The 17,360-nt window shown below is 38.9% G+C and carries 17 protein-coding genes; 15 read left to right on the top strand and 2 right to left on the bottom strand.

All coding sequences use genetic code 11. The annotated features are described in order from the left end of the window. Window positions 1-3: 3 nt before the first annotated feature. Entirely contained in the window at window positions 4-264 is a 261-nt protein-coding gene (gene rpsT / locus CCK98_RS24860; RefSeq protein ID WP_088089041.1) for a 30S ribosomal protein S20, read from the bottom strand. A gap of 217 nt (window positions 265-481) precedes the next feature. Here rpsT and gpr point away from each other — a divergent pair, with 217 nt between their 5' ends. From gpr to deoC, 13 genes are all read left to right on the top strand, one after another. Then, window positions 482-1,606, top strand: coding sequence for a GPR endopeptidase (gpr, locus tag CCK98_RS24855; protein ID WP_088089040.1), 1,125 nt, complete (start codon window positions 482-484; stop codon window positions 1,604-1,606). A 126-nt stretch (window positions 1,607-1,732) separates the two neighbouring features. Beyond that, window positions 1,733-2,935: a stage II sporulation protein P gene (gene spoIIP, locus CCK98_RS24850; protein ID WP_088089039.1), complete on the top strand. Its 1,203-nt coding sequence runs from the start codon at window positions 1,733-1,735 to the stop codon at window positions 2,933-2,935. A gap of 19 nt (window positions 2,936-2,954) precedes the next feature. Beyond that, on the top strand, window positions 2,955-3,281 hold the full coding sequence (locus CCK98_RS24845; RefSeq protein WP_088089038.1) for a DUF3679 domain-containing protein: 327 nt from the start codon (window positions 2,955-2,957) through the stop codon (window positions 3,279-3,281). A gap of 139 nt (window positions 3,282-3,420) precedes the next feature. After that, the gene (gene lepA / locus CCK98_RS24840) at window positions 3,421-5,256 is read left to right on the top strand and encodes a translation elongation factor 4 (protein WP_088089037.1); all 1,836 of its coding nucleotides are present in this window, start codon (window positions 3,421-3,423) and stop codon (window positions 5,254-5,256) included. 81 nt (window positions 5,257-5,337) lie between these two features. Further along, window positions 5,338-6,471, top strand: coding sequence for a radical SAM family heme chaperone HemW (hemW, locus tag CCK98_RS24835; RefSeq protein ID WP_088089036.1), 1,134 nt, complete (start codon window positions 5,338-5,340; stop codon window positions 6,469-6,471). A 135-nt stretch (window positions 6,472-6,606) separates the two neighbouring features. Beyond that, on the top strand, window positions 6,607-7,638 hold the full coding sequence (gene hrcA / locus CCK98_RS24830) for a heat-inducible transcriptional repressor HrcA (protein WP_088089035.1): 1,032 nt from the start codon (window positions 6,607-6,609) through the stop codon (window positions 7,636-7,638). A 107-nt stretch (window positions 7,639-7,745) separates the two neighbouring features. Continuing rightward, a complete protein-coding gene (gene grpE, locus CCK98_RS24825) occupies window positions 7,746-8,345 on the top strand; it encodes a nucleotide exchange factor GrpE (protein ID WP_256942455.1) in 600 nt (199 codons plus the stop codon). 31 nt (window positions 8,346-8,376) lie between these two features. Further along, entirely contained in the window at window positions 8,377-10,209 is a 1,833-nt protein-coding gene (gene dnaK / locus CCK98_RS24820; RefSeq protein ID WP_088089033.1) for a molecular chaperone DnaK, read from the top strand. 122 nt (window positions 10,210-10,331) lie between these two features. Then, a complete protein-coding gene (gene dnaJ / locus CCK98_RS24815) occupies window positions 10,332-11,462 on the top strand; it encodes a molecular chaperone DnaJ (RefSeq protein ID WP_088089032.1) in 1,131 nt (376 codons plus the stop codon). A gap of 18 nt (window positions 11,463-11,480) precedes the next feature. Then, the gene (prmA, locus tag CCK98_RS24810) at window positions 11,481-12,422 is read left to right on the top strand and encodes a 50S ribosomal protein L11 methyltransferase (protein WP_088089031.1); all 942 of its coding nucleotides are present in this window, start codon (window positions 11,481-11,483) and stop codon (window positions 12,420-12,422) included. Between the two features lie 108 nt (window positions 12,423-12,530). Then, window positions 12,531-13,280 (top strand): 16S rRNA (uracil(1498)-N(3))-methyltransferase, encoded by a 750-nt coding sequence (locus tag CCK98_RS24805; RefSeq protein ID WP_179195922.1) that lies wholly within the window; start codon window positions 12,531-12,533, stop codon window positions 13,278-13,280. Window positions 13,281-13,285: 5 nt separating this feature from the next. Beyond that, window positions 13,286-14,653 (top strand): tRNA (N(6)-L-threonylcarbamoyladenosine(37)-C(2))-methylthiotransferase MtaB, encoded by a 1,368-nt coding sequence (gene mtaB / locus CCK98_RS24800; protein WP_088089029.1) that lies wholly within the window; start codon window positions 13,286-13,288, stop codon window positions 14,651-14,653. Window positions 14,654-14,774: 121 nt separating this feature from the next. After that, entirely contained in the window at window positions 14,775-15,449 is a 675-nt protein-coding gene (gene deoC / locus CCK98_RS24795; protein WP_088089028.1) for a deoxyribose-phosphate aldolase, read from the top strand. Between the two features lie 65 nt (window positions 15,450-15,514). On the opposite strand, the gene CCK98_RS24790 is transcribed toward deoC, so the two are convergent. After that, entirely contained in the window at window positions 15,515-16,456 is a 942-nt protein-coding gene (locus CCK98_RS24790) for a Na/Pi symporter (protein WP_088089027.1), read from the bottom strand. A 215-nt stretch (window positions 16,457-16,671) separates the two neighbouring features. On the opposite strand from CCK98_RS24790, the gene rpsU reads away from it, so the two are divergent. Continuing rightward, window positions 16,672-16,845 carry a 30S ribosomal protein S21 gene (gene rpsU, locus CCK98_RS24785; protein ID WP_007087607.1) on the top strand — a complete coding sequence of 58 codons (174 nt, stop codon included), beginning with the start codon at window positions 16,672-16,674 and terminating at the stop codon, window positions 16,843-16,845. A gap of 15 nt (window positions 16,846-16,860) precedes the next feature. Beyond that, window positions 16,861-17,307 carry a GatB/YqeY domain-containing protein gene (locus tag CCK98_RS24780; RefSeq protein ID WP_088089026.1) on the top strand — a complete coding sequence of 149 codons (447 nt, stop codon included), beginning with the start codon at window positions 16,861-16,863 and terminating at the stop codon, window positions 17,305-17,307. The last annotated feature ends 53 nt before the right edge of the window (window positions 17,308-17,360 follow it).

Here is a 17,360-nt window from a genome sequence, read left to right as displayed (position 1 = left end):
CAATTATAGAGCGTTAGTTTTTTTCATTAGACGGGATTTTTTACGAGCAGCAGCATTTTTGTGGATAAGACCTTTTGCAGCAGCCTTGTCTAATTTACTAGCAGCAGTTGCAAATACTTCTTTAGCAGCAGCACCGTCGTTAGTAGAAATAGCAGCTTCTACTTTCTTAACAGCAGTACGCATTGCAGATTTCGCAGTTGTATTTTGAGCATTACGAGCTTCGCTTGTTTTTACACGCTTAATAGCAGATTTAATATTAGGCATTACTTTCACCTCCTACAAAGAATCGAGACACTATATGAACTCGACTTAACATTCATAAAAAATAATTCAGAACATGAAATATTTTATCAAATGGAAGCCTATAATGCAATACTTGTTTCTACGAAGAAGAATATCATTTGCATGATTTATGCCGGAAAGGGCAAAAATAGGGAATAGTTTCTAGATTTTAGGAAAATTTTGATGGGAGTGAATAATAATGGGTGAGTCGATTGACTTAAGTCAGTACTCCGTTCGAACGGATTTGGCAATTGAAGCAAGGGAAATGGTCCTTACACAGCAGAAAGGAACTGTCGGGCAAGAGAAAGATCTTTCACAAATTGAAGGCGTGATTATTAAGGAAAAAGATGTTGATGACATAAAGATTTCATTAGTTGAAGTGACCAAACAGGGTGAACAACAGCTGGGCAAAAAGGCTGGTAGATATTTAACGGTAGAAGTACAAGGGATTCGCCAGCAAAATACAGAGGTACAGCAAAAGGTGGAAGAAATTTTCGCTAGAGAGTTTGCTTACTTTTTGGAGGGAACTGGGATTAAAAAGACGGATTCGTGTCTTGTTGTTGGGCTCGGAAATTGGAATGTAACCCCAGACGCACTTGGACCCATGGTATGTGAAAACTTGTTGGTTACGCGTCACCTTTTTCAGCTTCAGCCGGAAAATGTCGAAGAAGGCTATCGATCCGTAAGTGCATTATCACCTGGTGTTATGGGTTTAACCGGGATTGAGACAAGTGATATCATATTTGGAGTTGTTGAAAAAACAAAACCTGATTTTGTGATTGCCATTGATGCACTAGCATCACGATCGATTGAAAGAGTTAATTCGACAATCCAAATCTCTGATACAGGCATTCATCCTGGTTCCGGTGTCGGTAATAAAAGAAAAGAACTGAGTAAGGAAACTTTGGGTATTCCTGTCATTGCGATTGGAGTTCCGACCGTTGTCGATGCCGTCTCCATTACAAGTGATACGATTGATTTTATTCTCAAGCATTTTGGGAAAGAACTTCGTGAAGGAAATCGGCCTTCCAGGGCACTTGCACCAGCAGGAATGAGTTTCGGAGAAAAGCGAAAATTGACCGAAGAGGATTTACCTGAGGAACAGCACCGTAAGACGTTTCTTGGGATGATTGGTACACTAGAGGATGATGAAAAAAGAAAATTAATTTATGAGGTGTTATCTCCTATCGGACATAATTTAATGGTCACTCCAAAGGAAGTAGACGTTTTTATTGAAGATATGGCAAATTTGATTGCGAACGGATTGAATTCCTCGCTTCATAGTGCAGTGGACCAAGAGAATGCTGGGTATTATACAAAATAGCAGAATTTTTAGAGGTACTTTCGAAATCTATGTTTTACAGGAAGTGCCTCGAAAATATAACTAGTGGTTCTATCGATTCTAGTATCTTCATAATATTTACTAGAATCCGATTTGCGAGGTGGAACCATGAAAGCTAGAAATTCAGGAACGTTTGTTATGGTACAAGGATCAAGTTTACTTAAAGCCGCTGGATTACTGTTAATATTTATGATAATGATTTTCTCAATTAGTGGATTATTAACCTCGTTAAAACCACAATATCGGCCTATGTCATCTTCAGTAAATCAGGCTGCAACAAATGTGAATGGAGAATTGCTTTATCAATTAATGGGCTGGGAAAACCATCATTTTTTATCAGTTGGACAAGACTGGACGGCAACTCCTAAATTAACCAACTTAGTATTTAAGCTATCAAGTAATATTAATTTAAATGATCCCCGAAGCCTGCTTGGCAGAGAGCTTCCTGGATTCTTTCAATTTGATGGGAAAATTGTTGTTGCTGGCGAGGGAACTAACTATACCAATATGCCAATAGAATCCGCCCCACCGATTGAGATTATGAAAGCCGAGCGGGAGGCATCACTGCAGAATTTAGATAGTATCGAAACGCCTGCAGGTGAAAAGCCGCCTGCTGATCCTAGTAAAACAACAGGCAAGCGTAAGGTTATGTATGTTTACTTTACACATAATCGGGAATCGTATATCCCATATCTAAAAGGAGTCAACGATCCTGATACTGCATATCATTCAAAGATTAACGTAACCAAAATCGGCGATCAACTAAAAACGAGCTTAGAAGATCGAGGAATCGGTACTTTTATTGATAAAACTGATATTCAGGGGAACTTAAATAAAAAACATTTAAGTTATGCTAAATCGTACCAAGAATCCCGTCCGGTTGTTCAAGCAGCAATGGCATCAAACCGAGATATAAATTATATTATTGATATTCATCGGGATTCACAACGAAAACCACAAACAACCGTAAGTATAAATGGTAAATCATATGCCAGACTTGCATTTATTATCGGTGGTAAAAACCCAAATTATGAAAAGAATGCAAAACTAGCAAAGGAGCTACACGATCTCCTACAAAAGAAGTATAAAGGTTTAAGCAGGGGAGTTATGATTAAAAACGCTGCTGGCTCTAACAGTATCTACAATCAAAACCTGTCTGAAAATGCACTTTTGATTGAATTTGGCGGAGTGGATAATACGTTTGAAGAATTAAATCGGTCGGCTGACGCGCTTGCCGATGTATTTAGTGAATTTTACTGGCAGGCTGAAAAAGTTAACCAGGATGTTGAGCAATCAACCAATAAACAATAGATGTAAGGGAGCATTTTTTATGAAGATGTTCATGTTAAAAAGCTTATGCTTAAGCGCTCTCATGTTAATCTCTGTTTTAGTAGGAATGCAATTAGCTAATGATGGTATTCATAAAATGAAAGGCTATGATGATCCCAATTTTCAAAATGCTGTCAGTTTAAATGAAACGGACAGTGACCTAAGAGCTACCTTTCTGGGGAATGATATCTCAAGCCATGATCTTGAGGCAAAGAAGAAGAAACTCGAAGAAATAAGTGCTTATAATTTTTTCTCTTCGATGGGAAAGAAGATGTCTGAAGGGATATCAGGTGCCTCCGAAAAAATAGTTGATCTCATAGCTGATTAAAACGTGTAAGTGGCACCTTTTGGGTGCCGCTATTTTATTTCAGGAAATAATCTTATTAGAGTTTCCATTGAATCTTCTTAATCCTATTGTTATAATTCAAAATAGTGTATATGTGCGAGTATAGTAGGAGTGAAATACCGTGAACAATGATGAAAGACTTAAACGACAATCAAAAATTAGAAATTTCTCGATTATTGCCCATATCGATCATGGGAAATCAACATTGGCTGACCGAATTTTGGAAAAAACCAATGCCTTAACCTCTCGGGAAATGAAAGACCAGCTTTTAGATTCAATGGACCTTGAAAGAGAACGCGGGATTACCATTAAGTTAAATGCCGTCCAGTTAAAATACAAAGCAAAAGATGGAGAAGAATATATTTTCCATTTAATTGATACACCGGGACATGTCGATTTTACGTATGAGGTATCAAGGAGCCTTGCAGCCTGTGAAGGGGCTGTTTTAGTCGTTGACGCTGCACAAGGAATTGAAGCACAGACACTAGCGAACGTTTACCTTGCCCTTGATAACGACCTTGAAATATTACCAGTCATCAATAAAATCGACTTACCTAGTGCTGACCCCGAACGGGTCCGCGGTGAAATTGAGGAAGTCATCGGCTTAGATGCTTCAGAAGCTGTATTAGCTTCAGCTAAAGCAGGTATCGGGATCGAAGAAATCCTTGAACAGGTTGTGCAAAAAGTTCCTGCACCAACAGGAGATCCGGAAGCACCATTAAAAGCGCTGATTTTCGATTCCCTCTATGATGCCTATCGTGGTGTTGTTGCCTACATCCGTGTTGTCGAAGGAACTGTTAAAGTTGGCGACAAAGTAAGAATGATGGCTACTGGGAAAGAATTTGAAGTGAATGAGGTAGGTGTATTTACACCAAAAGCGACGTTGCTTGATGAGTTAACCGTCGGAGATGTTGGCTTTTTATCTGCATCGATTAAAAATGTCGGTGACACTCGCGTCGGTGATACGATTACAAATGCGAAAAATGGGGCAACAGAAGCCCTTCCTGGTTACCGCAAACTCAACCCAATGGTTTATTGCGGGTTATATCCAATTGATACAGCGAAATTTAATGACCTGCGTGAAGCGCTTGAAAAGCTGCAGTTAAATGATTCATCACTTCAATTTGAACCTGAAACATCGCAAGCACTTGGATTCGGTTTCCGTTGTGGATTTTTAGGACTTCTTCATATGGAAATCATTCAAGAACGGATTGAGCGTGAATTCAAAATCGACTTAATTACGACTGCACCAAGTGTTATCTATCACGTTCACATGACAGATGGTTCTGAAATAAAGGTGGATAATCCATCGGATTTACCAGATCCGCAAAAAATAGACCGTGTGGAAGAGCCGTATGTAAAAGCAACAATGATGGCTCCGAATGATTATGTAGGAACTATTATGGAACTGTGCCAACTTAAACGCGGGATTTTTGTTACAATGGAATATCTGGCTGAAAATAGGGTGAGTATCATCTATGAGATGCCATTAGCGGAAATTGTTTACGATTTCTTTGATCAATTAAAATCAAGCACAAGAGGATATGCATCCTTTGATTACGAATTAATTGGTTATAAGCCTTCGAGTCTGGTTAAAATGGACATATTGTTAAATGCTGAAAAAGTCGATGCACTCAGCTTTATTGTCCATAAAGATTTTGCGTATGAACGCGGAAAAATCATTGTCGAAAAGCTGAAAGAACTTATTCCAAGACAACAGTTTGAGGTTCCTATTCAAGCTGCAGTTGGTCAAAAAATTGTTGCTCGTTCCACAATTAAAGCCATGCGTAAAAACGTATTAGCAAAATGTTATGGTGGAGATATCTCTCGTAAACGTAAATTGTTAGAGAAGCAAAAAGAAGGTAAGAAGCGGATGAAACAGGTTGGATCCGTTGAAGTACCACAAGAAGCATTCATGGCAGTCTTAAAAATGGATGATAACAACACAAAAAAATAAACTAGCGGGAGGTTAGGACAAGCCATTTTTTCGGGCGAATTCTAGCCTCTTTTTGTTACAAGTACAGAGGAAGTGAAAGAAATGATTAAATCTGCTTATCTCCATATCCCCTTTTGCGAACATATTTGCCATTATTGTGATTTTAATAAAGTATTTCTAAAGGGACAGCCGGTAGATGACTATTTAAATGCTCTTGATCAAGAAATGAAAATGACGGTTAACCATTTTCCCACAAGTGATCTGCAAACGATATTTGTCGGTGGAGGTACGCCGACATCGTTAAATGAGCAGCAACTGGATCGTTTTTGCGAGAGTATTAACAAGAATTTATCCAAGAGCAAGCAGTTGGAATTTACCTTTGAAGCGAACCCAGGTGATTTAACAAAGGAAAAATTACAAATATTAAAAGATGCAGGTGTAAATCGCCTTAGTCTTGGTGTGCAAACCTTTAATGAGGAATTACTAAAAAAAATCGGTCGCGTTCATAAAGCGAAAGATGTTTATCAAACCATTGATAACGCAAAATCTTTAGGCTTTGACAATATCAGCATCGATCTGATCTTCAGTTTACCGTCACAAACGATAATTGATTTTAAAGAGTCGTTAACAGAAGCTTTTTCCCTTGATATCTCACATTACTCAGCCTATTCCTTAATCATTGAACCGAAAACGGTCTTTTATAACTTACTGAAAAAAGGAAAGCTGCCAACTCCTGGTGAGGATGTGGAAGCAGCCATGTATGAATTACTAATGGAAGAAATGGAAAAGCATGGCTTTAACCAATATGAAATTAGTAATTTCTCCAAACCTGGTTTTGAAAGCAGGCATAACTTAGCCTATTGGAACAACGAATCCTATTATGGGTTTGGAGCGGGGGCACATAGTTATTTAAATGGGATAAGACGTTCAAATACAGGTCCGTTAAAAAGATATATGGACCAAATTAATAATGGTATACTCCCTGTTATTGAGGAACATCAGACCACAAAAGTAGAACAAATGGAAGAAGAAATGTTCTTAGGTTTACGCAAAACAGCCGGGGTATCGGTCCGTCACTTTATTGAAAAGTTTTCTGTTGATCCACTTCAGTTATTCGAAAAAGAGATTGCGGAATTAACTGCTAAACAGTGGTTAGAAGTGGGGAAAGATCATATATTTTTAACAAAAAAGGGCCGGTTGTTAGGAAATGAAGTTTTTCAGGCATTTTTAAGATAACGCATTGGATTTTATTAACAGTCATACTTCGGCTCGTCTATGTTTCTTTTTGATTGACACGATCCCCCCTTTTTTGATAATTTATTAGTATAATTAGCACTCGGTAACTAGGAGTGCTAACAGAGGTGATGAATGTTGTTAACAGATCGTCAATTGTTAATTCTTCAGGTTATTGTTGATGACTTTATTCGATCTGCCCAACCAGTCGGCTCAAGAAGCTTGTCGAAAAAAGAGGAAATCTCTTTTAGTTCGGCAACTATTCGCAATGAAATGTCCGACCTTGAAGAGTTGGGATATATTGAAAAGACACATACCTCTTCAGGGCGTGTCCCATCGGAAAAAGGTTATCGGTATTATGTTGATCATCTCCTGTCTCCACAGGTGTTAAATCAGCATGATGTATCAATTATTCAGTCGATTTTTGCTGAGAAAATTTTCGAGTTCGAAAAAATTATTCAGAGGTCAGCAAAAATATTATCGGAACTAACCAATTACACATCGATTGTCCTTGGTCCTGCAGTAAGTATTAATAAGTTGAAAAGAATTCAAATCATCCCATTAAATAAAGAAACCGCGGTGGCTATTTTTGTAACAGATACGGGACATGTTGAAAACAGGACCTTTTCTTTACCGCCCTCCGTGGATGCAAGTGATTTAGAAAAAACAGTAAATATCTTGAATGATCGTTTAGCGGGAGTTCCTCTTGAAGACTTAAATGATAAAATTTATAAGGAAGTTGCCATGCTCTTAAGGCAGCATATCCATAATTATGATCTAATGCTGTATACGATCGCTGATTCATTAAAAATGCCTAGTAATGAAAAACTTTTCTTTGGTGGAAAAACAAATATGTTAAGCCAGCCGGAGTTTCATGATGTAGCAAAACTCCGCAGCCTGCTAACCATGATTGACCAAGAAGAGTGGATCTATAACTTAATCAGAAATGATTCAGCGGGTATTCACGTCAAAATTGGCAGAGAAAATAATAATAGTGTCATGGATAATTGCAGCTTAATCACAGCTACCTATTCAGCAGGGGCTGAAAATTTAGGAACGATTGCCATCCTTGGTCCTACAAGAATGGAATATTCTCGAGTCATTAGCTTATTACAATTTTTTAGTAAGGATTTAACGGCTGTTTTAACAAAGTTGTATCAAAATAAATAGCACTGGAAATATTGAGTAAGGGTGAAAAACCGTTTATTTCATCCCCTTTCTTGTGAATATGAATTATAAAATAAATGAGTGCAAATGCTTTAAGGGAGGTGAGTAAGTTGACAAATGAGAATAATAACACGATAAATGAAGAAGTTGAGATTGAAAATACTGATAATGTTGAACTTACCGATGAAAAAACGGTTGAGACTGTTTTTGAAGAGGATGGCACTACAGAAAAAGTTGATGTCCTTCCAGTTGATGAAAAGGAACAAGAAATTCAATTGCTGAAGGCAAAATTAGATGAAGCAGATAATCGATATCTACGACTACAAGCAGATTTTGATAATTTCCGGAGGCGTACTAGATTAGATCTAGAAGCGAGCCAAAAATATAGAGCACAAAAATTAATTACAGATTTACTGCCTGCAATAGACAACTTTGAAAGAGCAATGAAAGTTGAAGCAGATAATGAACAAACAAAGACACTTCTGCAAGGGATGGACATGGTTTACCGTAGTTTGCTGGATGCCTTGAAAATTGAAGGTGTTGAACCTATTGAATCGGTAGGTAAAGAGTTTGATCCGCATCAGCATCAAGCTGTAATGCAGGGTGAGGACGAGAACTATGGCTCTAACATTGTGACGGATGAATTTCAAAAAGGTTATTTGTTAAAGGATCGTGTCATTCGCCCAGCAATGGTGAAAGTAAATCAATAAAACTACATATTTTTTTTAGGAGGAAAAGGAAATGAGTAAAATTATCGGTATTGACCTTGGTACAACCAACTCTTGTGTTGCTGTCCTTGAAGGTGGCGAACCTAAGGTTATTCCAAATCCAGAAGGCAATCGCACGGCTCCTTCAGTTATTGCTTTTAAAAATGGGGAACGCCAAGTTGGGGAAGTAGCAAAGCGCCAAGCAATTACAAACCCAAATACAATTATGTCGATTAAACGCCATATGGGCACAAATTATAAAGTGGAGATTGAAGGCAAGGAGTACACACCACAAGAACTGTCTGCCATTATTCTTCAATATTTAAAATCTTATGCAGAAGATTATCTAGGCGAACCAGTTACAAAGGCCGTCATTACAGTTCCTGCGTACTTTAATGATGCTGAACGCCAGGCAACAAAGGATGCTGGGAAAATTGCTGGTCTTGAAGTAGAGCGTATTATCAACGAGCCAACTGCAGCAGCTCTTGCCTATGGATTAGACAAAACGGATCAAGATCAAACAATCCTTGTTTATGACCTTGGCGGTGGAACATTTGACGTTTCAATCCTTGAATTAGGCGACGGTGTATTCCAAGTTAAGTCAACTGCCGGTGATAATCGACTTGGAGGGGACGACTTTGACCAAGTCGTTATTGATTACCTCGTTGATCAATTCAAGAAAGAAAATGGGATTGACCTAGCTCAAGATAAAATGGCGTTACAGCGCCTAAAAGATGCAGCTGAAAAAGCAAAAAAAGATCTATCTGGTGTGACTTCTACTCAAATTTCACTACCATTTATTACTGCTGGTCCAGCTGGTCCGCTTCACCTAGAAGTAACGATGACTAGAGCAAAATTTGACGAATTATCTGCGCATCTTGTAGAGCGGACAATGGGTCCAACGCGTCAAGCATTAAGCGATGCTGGATTAACTCCTTCAGAAATTGATAAAGTGATCCTGGTTGGTGGTTCAACACGTATTCCGGCTGTTCAAGAAGCAATTAAACAAGCAACTGGACAAGAACCTCATCGTGGTGTTAACCCAGATGAAGTTGTAGCAATGGGTGCTGCTATTCAAGGCGGTGTAATTACTGGTGATGTAAAAGACGTTGTATTGCTTGACGTTACACCACTATCTCTTGGTATTGAAACAATGGGCGGCGTTTTTACGAAGTTAATTGATCGTAATACAACAATCCCTACATCTAAATCGCAGGTTTTCTCAACTGCTGCTGATAACCAAACAGCTGTTGACATCCATGTTCTACAAGGGGAACGTCCAATGGCGGCCAATAACAAGACTCTAGGACGATTCCAATTATCAGATATTCCACCAGCACCACGTGGGATTCCACAAATTGAAGTAAACTTTGATATTGATAAGAATGGTATTGTAAATGTTCGTGCGAAAGATCTTGGTACAAATAAAGAACAACAAATTACCATCAAGTCTTCAACAGGACTATCAGACGAAGAAATCCAAAAAATGGTCCGTGAAGCAGAAGAAAACGCAGATGCAGATAAGCTTCGCAAAGAAGAAGTGGAACTTCGTAATGAAGCAGACCAACTTGTCTTTACAACAGAAAAAACCTTAAAAGATCTTGAAGGTAAGGTAGATGCAGGTGAAGTTGCGAAAGCAAATGAAGCGAAGGATGCATTAAAAGAAGCGATTGAGAAAAACGATCTTACTGAAATCCGTGCGAAAAAGGATGCATTACAAGAAATCGTTCAAGCTTTGACAGTTAAGCTTTATGAGCAAGCAGCAGCTGCGCAACAAGCACAACAGGGTGGCCCTGAGGCTGGAAATACTGCCGGTAAAGATGATGTTGTCGATGCAGAATTTGAAGAAGTAAAAGAGGACAAATAAGAGTTTTATACAGCTTAGAAAAAAGTCAAAGTCAGAACTATGGGCTTTGGCTTTTTTATTGCAATACTATTGGTATAAATGATAGAATAATCTTTATGTGACAGATTCGGGAGTGGGTAATCATGAGTAAACGGGATTACTATGAAGTACTTGGGATTAGTAAAAGTGCTTCAAAGGATGAAATAAAAAAGGCCTATCGAAAGCTTTCAAAAAAATATCATCCAGATATTAATAAAGAAGCAGATGCGGCGGATAAATTCAAGGAAATAACTGAAGCTTATGAAATATTAAGCGATGATCAGAAAAAGGCACATTATGATCAATTTGGTCATACGGATCCGAACCAAAGCTTTGGCGGCGGTGGAGATTTCGGCGGAGGCTTTGGCGGGTTTGAAGATATCTTTAATACCTTTTTTGGCGGCGGTGGAGGCGGAAGAAGACGTGATCCGAACGCACCAAGACAAGGTGCTGACCTTCAGTATACGATGACCGTAACTTTTGAAGAAGCGGCCTTTGGAAAAGAAACAGATATTGAAATTCCACGTGAAGAAACCTGTGGTACATGCAGTGGATCTGGGGCAAAGCCTGGAACCAAACCAGAAACTTGCCAGCACTGTCATGGAACCGGGCAGTTAAATGTGGAGCAAAACACCCCTTTCGGCAGAATTGTAAATCGTCGTACATGTAATCACTGTAATGGTACCGGGAAAGAAATTAAACATAAGTGCTCAACATGCGGTGGTAAAGGAAAAGTACAAAAGCGCAAGAAAATTCATGTTAAAATCCCTGCAGGTATTGATGATGGACAGCAGCTTCGCATGTCAGGTCAAGGAGAAGCAGGAATTAACGGTGGGCCAGCTGGAGATCTTTATGTTGTTTTCCATGTGAGCCAGCATGAGTTTTTTGAAAGAGATGGCGATGATATATATTGTGAAATGCCGATCACTTTTGTTCAAGCATCCTTGGGTGATGAGATTGAAGTACCTACATTGCACGGGAAAGTAAAGTTGAAAATTCCTGCTGGGACGCAAACAGGGAAAAAATTCCGATTAAAAGGAAAAGGTGTTCCTAACGTCCGCGGATACGGTGTTGGAGATCAATATATTCTAGTTCGAATCATTACTCCAACAAAACTATCAGATAAACAAAAGCAACTTTTAAAAGAATTTGCAGAGCTTAGTGGCTCTTCTCCCATTGGTGAACACGAAGAAAGTTTTTTCTCAAAAGTAAAACGAGCCTTTAAAAGCGAGTAAGGATTGGAGTTGGTAGATGTGAAATGGTCCGAAATCAGTATTCACACAACAAATGAGGCGATTGAACCTATTTCTCATATTTTGCATGAAGCTGGGGCGAGCGGTGTAGTCATTGAAGATCCATTTGAACTGACGAAAGAAAGAGAAGATCAATTTGGTGAAATCTATCAACTCAATCCCGATGATTATCCAGATGAAGGCGTAATATTAAAGGCATATCTTCCGGTTAACAGCTTTTTAGGCGAAACGGTGGATGCGATTAAAGAATCAATTAATAATTTAATTATTCACAATATCGATATCGGTAAAAATAAAGTAACCATAAGTGAAGTAAATGAAGAAGAATGGGCAACAGCATGGAAAAAATATTATCATCCTGTGAAAATTTCTGAAAAGTTTACAATTGTTCCGACTTGGGAGATTTATACCCCGGTCAGCAGTGATGAATTAATTATTGAATTAGATCCAGGAATGGCATTTGGAACAGGTACACATCCGACAACTGTCTTGTGTATTCAAGCACTTGAAAGAACGGTTCGTCCTGGTGACCGGGTTATTGATGTGGGAACAGGTTCGGGCGTATTAAGTATTGCAGCAGCAATGCTTGGTGCCGAAGATGTCCGTGCCTTTGACCTTGATGAGGTAGCGGTAACAACTGCGAGAGTGAACATTAAACTCAATAAAGTGAGTGATCGTGCAACAACAGCACAAAATAATCTGCTCGATGGCGTGGAAGAAAATTCTGCTGATGTAGTGGTTGCTAATATACTAGCTGAAGTAATTCTCCGATTTACTGAGGATGCTGCCAAGGTTGTCAAACCTGGCGGATCTTTTATTACCTCGGGAATTATCAATCAGAAAAAAGATCAGGTTAAAGATTCATTAGTAGCGGCTGGTTTTGAAATTATCGAAACGATTTTGATGGAAGATTGGGTTGCAATCATTGCCAAAAGGTTATAATGGTTGAAAAAAGGGGTGATACTTACCCCTTTTTTTCGTGCTATACTTTTAAATCAAGATTTTCTTTAGTAAAATAAATTGTAAATGTTTAGAGAGGGTGCAGGAAGTGTGCAACGATACTTTGTTAAACAACGAGCAAATGGTGAGCGTTTTTTGATTGATGAAGAGGACCGCCATCATATCGTCAAGGTTATGCGCATGCAAGTCGGTGATCAGATTATTTGTGTTGACCCAGCGGGGAAGCAAGCTGTATGTGCCCTTGCAGAAATTACCGATACAAGTGTTGTTGCAGACGTTGTACAATGGAAGGATGAGGTCTCAGAGCTTCCGATTTCAATTACGATTGCTAGCGGACTACCCAAGGGGGACAAGCTGGAATGGATCATTCAAAAAGGAACAGAACTGGGTGCACATCAGTTTCTCCCATTCTCAGCGGCTCGTTCAGTTGTAAAATGGGACGAAAAAAAAGCAGCGAAAAAAATAGATAGATGGCAAAAAATAGCAAAAGAAGCTGCTGAGCAATCCCACCGTGCCTTTTTACCGGAAGTTAGTAGTGCGATTAGCTTTAAAGAATTGCTTTCAAAAAGCAAAGAATTTGAATATAAATTGGTTGCTTTTGAAGAAGAGAGTAGAAATGGCGAAACATCCGTTTTTGCGTCTAGCCTCAATAAAATGAGCAAAGGTGATTCTCTTCTTTTGGTTTTTGGACCAGAAGGCGGCTTATCTGATGCAGAAGTACAGCAATTAAAGAATAACGATTTTGCAGTTTGTGGGTTAGGCCCAAGAATACTACGAACGGAAACCGCTCCATTATATGCATTAGCGGCTATTTCTTATCATTTTGAATTAATGAGGTGAAAATAATGGCAACAGTTGCGTTTCATACATTAGGATGCAAAGTTAATCACTATGAAACTGAAGCTATTTGGCAATTATTTAAACAAGAAGGCTATGAACGAGTTGATTTTGAATCAATTTCGGACGTTTATATTATTAATACATGTACCGTCACAAATACCGGCGACAAAAAAAGCCGACAGGTCATTCGTCGCGCAGTCAGGAAAAACCCGGATGCGGTAATTTGTGTAACAGGTTGTTATGCGCAAACATCACCTGCAGAAATTATGGCTATTCCTGGTGTGGATGTTGTGGTCGGAACACAGGACCGTAATAAAATGCTGGAATATATTGAGCAATATAAGCTTGAGCGCCAGCCGATTAATGGTGTAGGCAATATCATGAAAAGTCGTATCTATGAAGAACTTGATGTCCCGTCCTTTACCGACCGGACACGTGCCTCTTTAAAAATCCAAGAAGGTTGTAACAATTTCTGTACCTTCTGTATTATTCCTTGGGCACGCGGCTTAATGAGATCTCGTGATCCCAAGGAAGTTATCCGTCAAGCCCAACAACTAGTTGATGCTGGTTACCAAGAGATTGTTCTGACAGGTATTCACACTGGCGGTTATGGAGAAGACATAAAGGATTACAATCTGGCACAATTACTTCGTGACTTGGAGGCAGTTATAGGGCTAAAACGATTACGTATTTCATCCATTGAAGCGAGTCAGATTACGGATGAAGTGATTGAAGTAATTAAACATTCAACTATTGTTGTCAGTCATTTGCATATTCCGTTGCAATCTGGTTCCAATTCAGTTCTAAAAAGAATGCGACGCAAATATACGATGGAGTTCTTTGGAGAAAGATTGGATCGGCTTAAGGAAGTTCTTCCGAGATTAGCAGTAACCTCCGATGTAATTGTAGGTTTCCCAGGTGAAACAGAAGAAGAGTTTATGGAAACATTTAATTTTATTAATGACCATAAATTTTCTGAACTTCACGTATTCCCGTACTCTAAACGTACAGGAACACCAGCAGCTCGGATGGAAGATCAAGTCGATGAAGAGGTAAAAAATGAACGAGTTCACCGCTTAATTTCCCTTTCAGATCAGCTGGCAAAGGAATATGCCTCACAATTTGAGGATGAAGTGGTAGAAGTGATCCCTGAAGAGGTATCTAAGGATGAAGCTAATTCTGGTTTCCTAATCGGATATACTGATAATTACATGAAAGTTGTTTTCTCAGGGACAGAAGATTTGATTGGTAAAATTGTTAAAGTAAAGATTTCCAAGGCAGGCTACCCATACAACCAGGGACAATTTGTGAAAGTTATTGAGGATTCCGTCTCAAAAACAGAATTGTTAATAGAAGAAGAAGCTGCCATATAAGGACCATTTAGGTCCTTTTTTTTTGTGGTATTTAGGTTAAACTATTTTCAGCTGCAAATTTCATTTTAATCTACTGTGGAGCGATTTATTAATTCGAATGGACATCGAAGGGAGCATGATAATGGCTACTACAAATATTGCTGCAATGATTGACCACACCCTACTGAAGCCGGAAGCAACGAGACAGCAAATTGAATCTTTATGCCAAGAGGCGAAGAAATATAAATTTGCTTCGGTGTGTGTAAATCCTACATGGGTAAGCACAGCTAAAGAACTGCTACAAGGCAGTGGTGTGATGGTTTGTACCGTAATTGGATTTCCGTTAGGAGCGGCTACTTCTGAAACTAAAGCGTTTGAAACAAAAAACGCTATAGAAAATGGTGCGGAAGAAGTGGATATGGTCATAAATATAGGAGCATTAAAGGATCATAACGATGAGTTGGTGGAAAAAGATATTCGGGCGGTGGTTGAGGCTGCAAAGGGCAAAGCACATACAAAAGTTATTATAGAAACAAGTTTGTTAACAAAAGAAGAAAAGATTCGCGCCTGTGAACTTTCCGTTAAAGCAGGAGCAGATTTTGTGAAAACTTCCACAGGATTTTCAACTGGAGGAGCGACAGCGGAAGATATCGCCTTAATGAGGAAAACTGTCGGTCCAGATTTGGGTGTTAAAGCCTCAGGTGGAGTTAGAAATACGGAAGATGTCCAAAAAATGATTGAGGCCGGAGCGACAAGGATTGGGGCCAGTTCGAGTATCGCCATTGTAAAGGGACAAACTGCTACTTCAGATTATTAGGATGATATAAATTCCAATAATATCCAGTAAATCCAGTATAAGACGGCTAAAAAGCCGTCTTATTTTCATGTACTTGGATTTTTAGGTGTTTTATCATGTAAAAATAAAATCATTTTCCCAAACTTCGTTGCAAATGGTAAGACCAATAAAGAAGTGGCAACATTAAAGATGACACTTATATGGGCTAATTGGACATTTTTTGTATCTGCAAGAAGTGGGGCATTGTCAGTAAGAGTTGGGATGAGCGGGATAAAAAGCAGTACCCCAAATACATTAAGCCAAACGTGCGCAAATGCAGCTAATCTCGATTCCTTTCCCCCGCCAATCGAAGCAATAAGGGCGGTAATACATGTCCCAATATTCGCCCCGAGTACAATGGCAATACCTGCATCAAGCTGCAAGAGCCCAGCTGTTAGGAAGCTCATTGCAATTCCAGTCATTGCCGTACTCGATTGAATAATAGCTGTCATTATGGTGCCGGTTAACAGGCTTAAAAGAATCTGATCATTAATGGAAAGGATAAAATTATTGATCATATTCATCGATGTTAACGGGACAGCCAGCATTTCGAAGCCTTTCATTGCTGCAAAAACAGAGGATATTCCAAATAGTAGCATCCCGATACTTCTCGCTTTTTTATTTCTAAATAATATAAGAAGTGCTCCACAAATAGCGAGTGGAACAAGGACTTTATCTATATTAAACGTAATTAATTCTGTTTTAAAGGTAGTTCCAATATTTGTTCCTAGAATAATCCCAATCGACTGAGGGAACGTCATGATCCTTGCTGAAATTAATCCAATTGTAATCACCATTACGGCAGTACTGCTTTGTAATAGTGCCGTAATAAATGTCCCTGTTAGCATCCCTTTTAAGGGAGTACTAGTCAGTTTAATCAGCCAGCCCTTTAATTTATTTGCTGATAAATTAAACAGCGCAAATCTAATAATAGTCATTCCAAAGACAAATAATAAAATGCAAAGAACAAATAATAATATGTATAACATTGTATGGCCCCCCTCGCTTCATTGTATGGTGGGAGAAGGAGGGACATGCCACTTTTTAAGGGAAATTAAGACAAGTCTATATTTAATTGAATAAAAAATAAAAAGCATGTACTATCACTGTGAATTTCAGTTGACCTTGTATCAAGGTTATATTATAATTGCAAGGTACATGGATTGAATGTTAGTGTGTTGTGTTTCGGAGGGAGGGAAAGAGAATGTCTAAAACCGTCGTTCGTAAAAACGAATCGCTTGAAGATGCTCTTCGTCGCTTCAAACGTACAGTATCAAAAACTGGTACTTTGCAAGAGGCAAGAAAGCGCGAATTCTATGAAAAGCCAAGTGTAAAACGCAAGAAAAAGTCTGAAGCAGCTAGAAAACGTAAGTTTTAAGAGAGGGTGCAATACATGAGTCTTCTCGAGCGTTTGAATAATGATATGAAACAAGCGATGAGAAACAAGGAAAAAGACAAACTCTCAGTAATTCGGATGGTGAAAGCTTCATTGCAAAATGAAGCTATCAAGCTCGGCACAAAAGAGCTTGCAGAAGATGTAGAGTTAACAGTCCTTTCTCGCGAAGTAAAACAACGCAAAGACTCCCTCCATGAATTTGGTAAAGCTGGTCGTGATGACCTAGTTGATAAGTTGCGTACAGAGTTGGCTATCGTTGAATTGTATATGCCAAAACAGCTTTCTGAAGAGGAACTGGTGGAAATTGTTAAAGAAACAATTTCTGAAGTCGGCGCAAAATCAAAAGCAGAAATGGGAAAAGTGATGTCTGCGATTATGCCTAAAGTAAAGGGTAAAGCAGATGGGGCACTTGTAAATAAACTTGTACAACAACACCTTTCATAGTATTCTGACATGAAGACTGTAGGCTATTGGCCTGCGGTCTTTTATTTTTGGCT

It is taken from the genome of Bacillus sp. OV166, from assembly GCF_900177675.1.
Classification (GTDB): Bacteria; Bacillota; Bacilli; order Bacillales; family Cytobacillaceae; genus Neobacillus.
The sequence above is the reverse complement of the archived record's forward strand: the minus strand, read 5'-3'. Positions and strand labels throughout refer to the sequence as shown.